Source organism: Sphingobium xenophagum NBRC 107872 (genome assembly GCF_000367345.1).
In the GTDB taxonomy this organism is placed as follows: Bacteria; Pseudomonadota; Alphaproteobacteria; order Sphingomonadales; family Sphingomonadaceae; genus Sphingobium; species Sphingobium xenophagum.
The window spans coordinates 1-10,302 of the sequence record NZ_BARE01000080.1 but is presented as its reverse complement, the minus strand read 5'-3'; the positions used below and the strand labels follow the sequence as shown (position 1 = coordinate 10,302).

Genomic DNA, 10,302 nt, shown 5'->3' with positions numbered 1-10,302 from the left:
GGGGAATCCCAAAAATCACACTTCTACCAAAGTAATGCCAGAAGACTCAAATGATACGGATTTCCTTTGTCATTCCTACCGAAGGCTTTATCTGATAAAGTCCCATGCGATCGAAATCGATAAGTCATCATCTCAAGCGCATCGCCGATTGGTGGCTGACGGCTTCCGTCCATTTCGATGCTTTCTGGCTTGAGCCGCGCGCGTATATGACCGCCACCAAATGGTGGATCAGACGCAAGCGTGTCCGATCCCGCGGACAGTTTGCTCTGTTGCTCAGCAGATCACCTAAGGCATATATGCTCTGGGCCTTACGGCAGGATCGTGGGGGGACGCCGACTAGTCCGCCTGATAACGATCATCCGGTTATTGCTCTGGTTGATATTAGGATGGACAATCAGCCAAGAGATGTTGCCGCTACGCTCGAAAGCCTGGCGTCCGAAGGGCTTTCTGCCTTGTTGATCGGTGTGCCAGAAGCTCCGTCGCTTGCAGACATAATAAGCAAGATCGATTGGGAAAGGGCACCATGGCTCTTGCCCATCGCTGCCGGCGACCGGATCCGTCCTGGCACGATCGCCGCTTATCGTGCAGTCATGGATGATCCAGCCCGACGATTGATTTATGCGGACGACGATCTGCTAACGGGACGGTGGCGGCGGATGCCGCACTTTAAACCAGACTGGAATGCAGAGTTGTACGGTCATTATGACTATATTACAGGGTCTTGCATGGTTCGCGTGACCCGATCTGAATTGGAGGCTGTTGCGGATCAACCTGATTGGGCTGAATGTCTGACTGCGAAGATTGTAGTCGAGGGGGAGCCGCTACATTTGCGCGCTATGATGCACCATCGCTGTCGTCGCCCGCAGATCTGCCTGCCAGCGATTCCTCTTTATATCGCGCACAGCCTTCCACCCGTGTCCGTCATCGTGCCAACTCGCAACCGGGTTGATCTGTTACGCGCTTGCCTTGACGGTGTGATGGGCAGCGATTATCCCGAGGTCGAAATCATTGTAGTGGACAATGATAGCGATGATCCAGACACGCTCGACTATTTGGCTGGACTTGACCCCACCAGGTGCAAGTTGCTGCATCATGCCGGGCCCTTCAACTATTCGGCAATAAACAATCGAGCCGTAGAGTACGCGAAAGGCAGGCTGATTTGTCTCCTCAATAATGATATAGAAGTCAGGGAGCCGAATTGGCTGGCGATCATGGCGACGCAGGCTCTGCGTCCCGAAGTCGGCGCAGTAGGCGCGCGGCTTCTCTATCCTGACGGACGGATCCAGCATGCTGGTGTAGTTATTGGTGTCGGCAATGCAGCGGGCCATGCGCATCGGTTTTTGCACCCTGCCCAAGAGGGCTATTTCCACCGGCACAACTTGCCACAGTTTACTTCAGCTGTGACAGCAGCTTGTCTTCTGGTCGAACGCGACAAATTTCTGGCTGTCGGTGGCCTTAATGAGCGTGATTTCGCCGTAGCCTTCAATGATGTCGATCTTTGCTTGCGATTGAATCAGCGAGGCTGGCAGTCGCTTTACGAGCCGCGAGCTACGTTGATTCATCATGAATCCGTGTCCCGGGGTCTGGATCAAGACCCAGTCGGGGCAGCGCGTTTTGCTGCTGAACTGGCTGCGCTCAAGCGGATCTGGAAGACGGACGAGATTTTTGACCCCTATCATCACCCGCAACTCAGCCGAGCGAGCGAACAGTTCGCAGTGACCATCTAAACCGATGGCTGTACACCGTTTAGATACTTCAGATAGGCGCTTGCCGTTGCCGCAACTGACTCTGTGCGCTGTCAGTTCGGTCAATGTTGCCGCCACGATTCGCGCGCTTAAAGCCAGTCTGGCGCAGATCGATTTTGGAGCTTGCAAGCTGTTCACCGACAGTCCGATCCATCCCGATCATCCGGATATCAACGTAATTCCTATCCCCCCGGTTACATCGGCCAAAGCTTATTCCGACATCCTGCTATCCCAGATAGGCGAGCATGTAGACACATCGCATTGTTTGATCATCCAATGGGACGGGCATGTCGTTGATGCGTCACGCTGGCGTCCGGATTTTCTTGATTATGACTATATCGGCGCCAGTTGGCCGCAATTTGCCGATGGACATGATGTCGGCAATGGCGGCTTTTCCTTACGAAGCCGTCGCCTGATGGATGCGTGCCGTGATCCTGATTTTCGTGTGCATCATCCCGAAGATGTTGCGATCGGACGCATCAACCGGACATGGCTGGAGGATAAGGGTATGCGCTTTGCTCCCCAAGCGTTGGCGAATCAGTTTTCGGCCGAACGTGCAGGGGATGTCTCAAACAGTTTTGGCTATCATGGAGCGTGGCTAATGCCTCGCGTAATCGGGGTTGAGGCATTTTGGAATCTTTACCGCGATCTGGACGACCGGGGAACGATCCGGCATGACTTTGAGGCCATATTGAAAGAGATATGGCAGGGGCAGGGTGGCTGGAAACGTGCGCTGCGCCTGATCTTGGATCAGAATTTTCATCGGGGCGGACGATGAGGCTAACTGATATCTCCATCCGCTTTAAAGGGACCGACGCGCTTGAATAACATCTTTCCCGGCTTGCCCCTGATCGAATCGCCTATGTTTCCGGCACTCAAGGCGGAATGGGAACTGACGGAAGAAGAAGAGCGGATTGCAGATGATCTGCATGAAAAGGGCTATGCCGTTTTCAACTTTCCTGACACCGAGTTGGACAGCCGCATTAATCGTATCCAGCAGCACCTAGGACCGCATTATGGTATCGATTTTGATAATCCGGCGAGTGACAAAACGGTTGGCGAGCGCCGCGTGCAGGATGCCTGGCAATTTGATGAGGATGTCCGTGCCATTGCTGCAAATGAAGCGGTGATCGATCTATTAAGTAAGCTGTATGGTCGTAAGGCATTTCCGTTTCAGACGCTGAACTTCCCAGTCGGAACGCAGCAAGATGCCCATTCTGATTCCGTCCATTTCTCAAGTCTGCCCGAACGATTCATGTGCGGCGTGTGGCTGGCGATGGAAGATATTGACCCTAATGCAGGCCCCCTTTTCTATTATCCAGGTTCTCATCGCTGGCCGATCATGACCAACGCTTTGATCGGACGCCGCGGTTATGGCAGTGATTTGAATTCGGCACAGGATCCCTATGGACCCGCTTGGCGCGCATTATGCGAGGTTCATGGCGCAGAAAGAGAGCTTTTCTTGCCAAGCAAAGGGCAGGCGCTGATCTGGAGCGCGAACCTGTTGCACGGCGGCAGCTGCCAGCATGACCCTGCTTTGACCCGATGGTCGCAAGTAACGCATTATTATTTTGAAGATTGCATCTATTACACGCCCGCTTTTTCAGACGAGGCTATTGGACAGCTCGATCTGCGAAATTTGCTATCCATCAGCAACGGTGAGCGACAGCCGAACAAGTATCTGGGCGAAGATGTTCATCCTTCAAAAATAGTAAAATCCGAAAGAAAATCAACATTCAGAAAGATAAAAAGAAAACTAATAAAATCAATTGGCATTTATTTTGATTAAATATTTATAATTTTCGATGAAAACTTTTTTTAAAATGATAAAATTGTAGATTATTATAGGATCAACATAATCTATTTTTTAGATAATCAATAAATCACAGTATTTATACTGAAAAATATATTGCTTGACTATTTATTCCCTGTATTTCACTCTGTATAAAATCTGCGCCCGGGGAAATATGTTTATGAAGAGTGATATGCAGAATCTAATTGACCTCATGAAAAAATTTGAATTGGTCAATAAAGAAGTTATTCAAATGTCCAGAAGGCTTTCAGAAATGAAATTAGAGGTCTCGACAATCAAGCAAAGAATAAATAATTCCGATAGCCTGTAATTATTAATTTGATGGTGCTTCATGGATCTGAACGATATTTTGCGCAAGCGCGTGGAGGCTGATTTAGCAGTTGCGACGGCCCGTTCTTTAGAACTGTCATTGGCAATAGAAGTTGTTGCTACAGAGCTCAAATCATTGCGATCAAAATTGAATGAGATGGAGAGCCGTCAGGCGCCTGACAGTTTGAAAGATCGCGCAATTGTGGAAGCGCCAACGCGGAGCGAAGCACCGATGCTGTATCAGCGTTTTCTTCGAAAATTCGTTTCTCGTTCTCCGAAAAAGCCAGAATTTCATTGGCATCTGGACGAGATAGCGGGGACTTTCCCCGCCCGCGGCAAGGGCGGGGTCGACGTACATATATCTTCCACGAGTTTTCCTGCGGTCACTATGTCAGGATGGATTGTGCCAATAGGCGACGAGCCCGCATTTACCGCTATCGAAATGATATTGTCGGGGCCTCAGGGGCCGATTTCGCGTGAAACCAAGACACATCACCGCCCGGATGTCGGAGCGCATTTCGGCAATCCTGGCCTGACAAATTGCGGATTTCGCTTGGAATTTCCGATGTTTGAACTCCCTGTCGGGCAATATACGGTGAAAATTTCCGGCCGTACGTTGGATGGTTCGACCATGTCCGCTTCAGTAGGAAGCATCACCATATCCTAATTATGGCCGGCAACAGGCGGATTAAACATGAATGACATTATTATTATCACCGGTGGCGCCGGCTTCATTGGCTGTGCCGTCTCTGAAAAACTGATTGGACAAGGATATAGGATTATCGCGGTTGACAATCTTCATCCGCAAATTCACCCGATGCAAAAGCGTCCAGATGCATTGCATCCCGATGTCGAATTGGTGGTTGCGGATGTTTGCGATGCGGATTTCTGGGACGGATTTCTAGTTGATAACCATCCCCATACGGTCGTGCATCTGGCTGCTGAAACGGGTACATCGCAGTCGCTGACGGAATCGAACCGCCATGCGATGGTCAACGTCGTTGGAACCACGCAGATGCTGGATGCCTTTACGCGGCATGACGCTAAACCACAGGCGATTGTTCTGTCGTCCAGTCGCGCTGTCTATGGTGAAGGCATGTGGCGTGCGCAAGATGGGCACGCCTTTTATCCGGATGTGCGTTCTCACCAGCAATTGTCTAGTGCGGAATGGGATTTCTCGTATAATGGGCAAAAGGCCGTGCCTCTATCCCATCGGGCGGGGAATGTGATGCCAAATCCTTCGAGCATCTATGGTTCGACCAAGCTGGCGCAGGAGCATATCATCAAATCATGGTGTGCGGCGATGCAGGTGTCTGCATCCATTCTGCGGTTTCAGAATGTCTATGGTCCCGGACAGTCGCCCTTCAACCCTTATACCGGCATCATAAATCTGTTTCATCGCGCGGCATATGCGAAGCTGCCAATACAGGTTTACGAAGATGGTGTTATCGGGCGCGATTTCGTCTATATCGACGACGTCGCGGACTCAGTGGTCGCATCCATTCTCAATCCTGCTGACAGTTTGCGCTTGCTTGATGTTGGATCGGGCAATGTCACGACCATATTAGAGGCCGCGACACTCATAGCAGCACTGCATGGTGCTCCTGAGCCGGTGATTTGTGGCAAGTTTCGCGACGGCGATATTCGCTGGGCCGTCGCAGACGCAGATCCGCTTGATGAAGAGCTGGGTGTTCGGGCGAAGGTTGATTTCGCATCGGATGGCGCAAAGTTGGTTGGCGAATGGCTTTTGGAAAAGGGTTATATGGAATGACGCCCCAAGCCCCTGCCCAACCTTTGACAACTGAGCCGTTCTCTGAGGACAAAAGCCAAGGCGGGCTGATTGCTTTCCTGTGGATCGACAGAACGCCGCGGGCATGGAATGTCAGCATCACAGCGCTGCTCCAAAATCCGAAGATAAAGCATATTCATGTCGGCTTTGCGCCCAATCAGTCGGCGAGTGCCATTGTAAAGCGCGATCCTCGTGTCACTTTGCACGAGAAACTTTCGCTGCTAGACCTGTCCAAACTGGTATTCGACGCCGCTGATGATGCCATATTATTCTGCACATGGCCTGGCAAAGCAGCGCCCGAAACCTTCGACCTTGCTTTGGAAGGGATGGCTGGAGATCCGCGGGTTGGAACGGTGTCGTTCCTCTCCAATGCCGCGGGAGGCTTTAGCTTTCCGCACCGAAATACCGGCACGCCTTTCCACATTGAGGGGCATGACGAACTGACGCTGACGCGCACCCTGCGGAAAAAACGGCAGGATGGCGAGGGGATGACACCTGTACAGGCACCGGATGGGGCTATGGTCCTCGTCAGTCGCGCCATGTGGGATGTCTGCGGGCAACTGGATGATTACGGGACGAACAACCTGGCGCTCGCGTTGGCTGATCTGTCCATGCGGGCCAGCAAGCGTGGTTTCGCCAACTATCTGGATTGCGCCAGCTATCTGGCCATGCCGTGGGACGAGGTCGGGCCTTTCGGCAGCATTTTGCTGAATCCCGATGCACGTCATGCGCTGCATCAGCGTTTTCCCTATTTCCCGATGAACTATGATGTGGAATGCTCGCGGCCCAATTCCGTGCTGGGCGAAGCCCTCGACTCTGCCAGAGCACGGGCGATGGGGCTTAGGGTGCTGATTGATGGTTCAGCGATCGGGCCCAAGGAAATGGGCACTCAGGTTCTGACTCTCAAACTTTCGCTGGAACTAGCTGAAAGAGACGATATCCAGTTGGTTGTCGTGGCCGTACCTGATCCTTCCAATGTCCCGCCATATGCGCAAGAATTGGTTCGGCATCGCAAGGTGCAGTTGATCGCGTCCGACAATCTGTATTTCGCGAATGCGCCTCATGTCGATATCATCCATCGACCCTATCAGCCTTCATCGCCAATACCTTGGGATCGTTGGCGGAGCATTTCCAAAAGATCGATCATTACGGTCCAGGACTTGATTGCTTATCGCAATCCAGCTTATTTTGACGATTGCAATATGTGGCTAGGGTATCGGGACAATTTTGTCAGCCAGCTTTCGCAGGCGGATAGCATCTTCACTATCAGCCACGATGTGGTCAATGTGATGCGGGAAGAGCGGCTGCCGGTCGATCCGGCTCGCATCTATGTCGTCGAAAATGGCACTGATGCCAAATCGAAGGATCAGCCGTCACGTATCCCGGACATGATCCTGGAAAGAGGATGGGCCAATAGCCCCTATTTGTTCGTTCTTGGCGCAAATTACGCTCACAAAAATCGCGATCTGGCGATACGCATATGGGCGAAACTTCGCGCGAAGGGCTATCCGCACAGGCTGGTTATGGCGGGCGCTTCGGTGCCGCAAGGCTCTCTTCGGATCGAAGAAAGCCTGCTGAGCAGCCCTGAGCTTGATCAGCATATATTGGTTCTTCCCGACATTCCGTCGAAGGAGCGCAACTGGCTGATGATGAATGCCAGCCTCATGCTCTATCCCACTTCGGCCGAAGGTTTCGGCCTTGTACCGTTCGAAGCGGCTTGTCTTGATGTGCCTACCTTGTTCGTATCGTTCGGGCCTCTGCGGGAGCTTACTGATGATCCGGGCCTGCCACGGCAATATGGTCTTGATGGGTTGGTAAAGCGCGCGCAGGATATCCTCGATGATCCGACCGTCGCACGATCGGCTGTGTCGGGTGCTTTGAAAAATCTGTCTCAGCTTACTTGGTCAGAAACAGCACGCAAATCCGTCGACAGTTATTTTGCAGCGCTTGCGCAGCCTGCACGTGTTTCCAGCATATAATAGAAAGACGTATCATGAAGCCTCGCGTCTTACATCTGATTACAGTCTATAATGGCCGCGAATTCGTTCCGCGGGCTATTGAAAGCGCAGTGCGAATGGATACATCCATCGCAGATATCGATGTACTTATCCTTGACGATAAGAGCCCTGAACCTGGCTGGAGCGAAGAATTAAAGGCTCTGTGCGACAAGCTAGGTGCACATTATTATTGCGCGCCTCGCAATCTGGGTATCCCGCGCAATTGCTCTCTTGGCCTCGCGACGGCCATCGAGAAGGGGTATGACTATGTCACGATCAATAATTCCGACGTGATATTCCCTAAAAACCTCATATCTCAGATGGTTAAGGCCTGTCGGGTCAAGGGGGTTGGTTCAGTCACCGCATGGTCGAACAATGTTTCGATTTTCTCCATTCCCAATGCCGACCCCGACAAATATCTGGCCTCGCAAGACATGGTCGACTTCCTTTCGGAAAGGCTCGCCCATAAATATGCGTCTCAGCTGATCGACGTTCCGGCGGGCATATCCTTTGCAATCATGATGCCAATCGATGTCGTTCGCAAGGTTGGTTTCATGGACCCTATATTCGGTAGGGGTTATTGCGAGGAAACGGACTGGAGCCTGCGCAGCCTCGCAATGGGATATCGGCTTTGCGTGGCGCCTGGTACGTTTGTCTATCACCAGGGCAGGGGCTCCAACGTCGCGGCCGGCTTGGTCAGCGGCGCGCACACCACGGTGCCTGAAAATGAAGCCATCATCGACCTTCGACATCCCAAATTCCGGGATCAGTGCCACATCTTCGAGATGAGTGGCGTGATGCCCAAGCACAAGGGCGATGCTGTTGACTATATCATTAGCGAGGGTGCAGCGCGCTTCGGCTATGAAATAGTGCGCAGCTGGGCAAATGAAGATGATTCCACGTTCGGCAGTCCGATGCGCGTGCAGATCGACACCAGCGGCGCGGCACCAACCATGCGCCTTTCATTCGCTGGTTTCGAGCAAATCTGGCCACTCCAGTCCACAGCGGATATCGCTGGCATCATTAAGCGCTTCGGGACCAAGGGGCTGATCAGGAATGACTTTGCCTATGTCGTAGACGGCGATAAAGCCTCAACAGAATATCCATTGGCGGTATGGTGACACCCGAGAGATAATTTTACGGCGCCATCCATGGATGGCGCCGTAAAGCTGAAAGCAGCATATGAGAAAGCTTCAGATTACCCAAGCCTGTGAATGCGAAATTATAAAGTTATTAAACCTAAATTATCGAATCTAGCTTTATTTGTTCAAGCGATTGTTCCAAATATTCTAATTCGCGTTTCGCATAGAAGCTTCAATTAATTCTTCTTCGCATGTTGTGTCGACAACATTCGTCATCTTCCTTACGAAATCCTCTTCTTGTAGAGAAGATGATTCGGCTTTAGGATTATTTGTTGTTACGGTTGCGTGAGATAAAAACAACCTCATGACATGACTAACGCCATCTTCTGTTACAGATCGTAAATCGTCGGCAAAATAAGAACCTCTGTTAAAAGATCCAGTAATTATTTCATAAGATGGAAAATATTCTACAAATTCGTATTTCCGCGTTATTTCTTCACAGGCAACTCTAAGGGCCGACTTAGAATATGTCGTGGAAACTAGCACGTGGCGATTTTCAGCCGTCGCGATTAGGGGGACTGGTGAAACCGTGACTATCACACGCGCATTTGGATTAACATCCCGAAGCAAAATCACAAATTCATCAAGATCCGAAAAAACTTCATTTGCACTGAAATTGACAAACTCATATTTTTGATCATCGAAAACACCACCCGCTACGCCAGGACATACTGGGAAAACCGCGCCATCGGTTTTTGATATCCATGCTTCGGTAAGGCCCAAGGTGAAGACGAAGACATCCAAGCTTTCAAACATCTCCCTGACTTTCCGAAGATGTTGGGTTTTATCCGCAATCAATTCCTGCGGGGTACAAAATCCGCCGGGTTCGATATTTGGACGAAACGGATCGACAAACCGACCGTCTTGATTGATCCAATAATCTTCGCTTGGCAAGAATGTGTCATATGCGCGCTTGAACAGTTGCAGCAATTGACGGGTCGTGTAGAGATTGCCATAACGCGCTGAAAATGTACCATAATTAAACTTCGTTTTTTGAGCTTCATCCCCGATTGGATGACCCTTTTCGACGACATAATATTCGAACCCGTTCATTTTCAGATGGCGGGCAATATGCTGGGCGAAGCAACTGCCGGCAGTCGCCACCTTGTCAGTACTTTGAATGGTCCATGGAAAAGAGACTACTGGATCAACCTCTGAAAATGATAATCCAGCGACAGATTTGCTCCAGCGAGTTATCGACGGGAGCGAGTGATAAGGCGTTTTCATACTCTGCGTCTCCTTAAAGCCACGCCCATCCGCTATATTGCAGACCCAATCGTTGTTCGAAATTACGCAGAATTAAGCCACCAAAAGATCCGTCTGCGTGTGTAGAATCTCGCGCATGCTCCTCTTTAAGAAAGCCTTCTTCATCAAAAGCTTCTAATGGAGTTTCTATAAAATTCACGCCACAACTGTTGCACGAACTTTGAATAATACGTGAATGTGTACGCCAAAGTTTATAGCGAAGATACTTTGGAGCAATTCGACTGCTATTTTCTTCATTCTT

The 10,302-nt window shown here is 50.7% G+C and carries 8 protein-coding genes and 1 pseudogene; 7 read left to right on the top strand and 2 right to left on the bottom strand.

Translation table 11 applies throughout. The features are described from left to right. Window positions 1–104: 104 nt before the first annotated feature. From SX1_RS24015 to SX1_RS20960, 7 genes are all read left to right on the top strand, one after another. Window positions 105–1,727, top strand: a complete 1,623-nt coding sequence (locus tag SX1_RS24015) for a glycosyltransferase family 2 protein (RefSeq protein ID WP_081610013.1) — start codon at window positions 105–107, stop codon at window positions 1,725–1,727. Between the two features lie 46 nt (window positions 1,728–1,773). Beyond that, a complete protein-coding gene (locus tag SX1_RS20990; RefSeq protein ID WP_255209817.1) occupies window positions 1,774–2,523 on the top strand; it encodes a DUF5672 family protein in 750 nt (249 codons plus the stop codon). 42 nt (window positions 2,524–2,565) lie between these two features. After that, window positions 2,566–3,534 (top strand): phytanoyl-CoA dioxygenase family protein, encoded by a 969-nt coding sequence (locus SX1_RS20985; RefSeq protein ID WP_019054671.1) that lies wholly within the window; start codon window positions 2,566–2,568, stop codon window positions 3,532–3,534. 355 nt (window positions 3,535–3,889) lie between these two features. Further along, entirely contained in the window at window positions 3,890–4,534 is a 645-nt protein-coding gene (locus tag SX1_RS24390) for a hypothetical protein (RefSeq protein ID WP_157410337.1), read from the top strand. Window positions 4,535–4,561: 27 nt separating this feature from the next. After that, complete coding sequence (locus tag SX1_RS20970) at window positions 4,562–5,638, top strand: NAD-dependent epimerase/dehydratase family protein (RefSeq protein WP_019054668.1); 1,077 nt, start codon at window positions 4,562–4,564, stop codon at window positions 5,636–5,638. After that, window positions 5,635–7,635: a glycosyltransferase gene (locus tag SX1_RS23610; RefSeq protein ID WP_052310939.1), complete on the top strand. Its 2,001-nt coding sequence runs from the start codon at window positions 5,635–5,637 to the stop codon at window positions 7,633–7,635. The genes SX1_RS20970 and SX1_RS23610 overlap by 4 nt, the downstream gene beginning before the upstream one ends. 14 nt (window positions 7,636–7,649) lie before the next feature. Then, window positions 7,650–8,774, top strand: a complete 1,125-nt coding sequence (locus SX1_RS20960; RefSeq protein WP_081610011.1) for a glycosyltransferase family 2 protein — start codon at window positions 7,650–7,652, stop codon at window positions 8,772–8,774. Between the two features lie 168 nt (window positions 8,775–8,942). On the opposite strand, the gene SX1_RS24010 is transcribed toward SX1_RS20960, so the two are convergent. Continuing rightward, a complete protein-coding gene (locus tag SX1_RS24010) occupies window positions 8,943–10,022 on the bottom strand; it encodes a GSCFA domain-containing protein (RefSeq protein WP_081610010.1) in 1,080 nt (359 codons plus the stop codon). 13 nt (window positions 10,023–10,035) lie between these two features. Further along, a pseudogene (locus SX1_RS24385) lies at window positions 10,036–10,302 on the bottom strand (hypothetical protein); the annotation flags it as partial.

What these genes read in the sequence shown, in the direction of transcription:
- SX1_RS24015 (WP_081610013.1), top strand. Translation starts at nt 105, where the DNA reads ATGCGATCGAAATCGATAAGTCATCATCTCAAGCGCATCGCCGATTGG.
- SX1_RS24390 (WP_157410337.1), top strand. Translation starts at nt 3,890, where the DNA reads ATGGATCTGAACGATATTTTGCGCAAGCGCGTGGAGGCTGATTTAGCA.
- SX1_RS20970 (WP_019054668.1), top strand. Translation starts at nt 4,562, where the DNA reads ATGAATGACATTATTATTATCACCGGTGGCGCCGGCTTCATTGGCTGT.
- SX1_RS23610 (WP_052310939.1), top strand. Translation starts at nt 5,635, where the DNA reads ATGACGCCCCAAGCCCCTGCCCAACCTTTGACAACTGAGCCGTTCTCT.
- SX1_RS20960 (WP_081610011.1), top strand. Translation starts at nt 7,650, where the DNA reads ATGAAGCCTCGCGTCTTACATCTGATTACAGTCTATAATGGCCGCGAA.
- SX1_RS24010 (WP_081610010.1), bottom strand. Translation starts at nt 10,022, where the DNA reads ATGAAAACGCCTTATCACTCGCTCCCGTCGATAACTCGCTGGAGCAAA.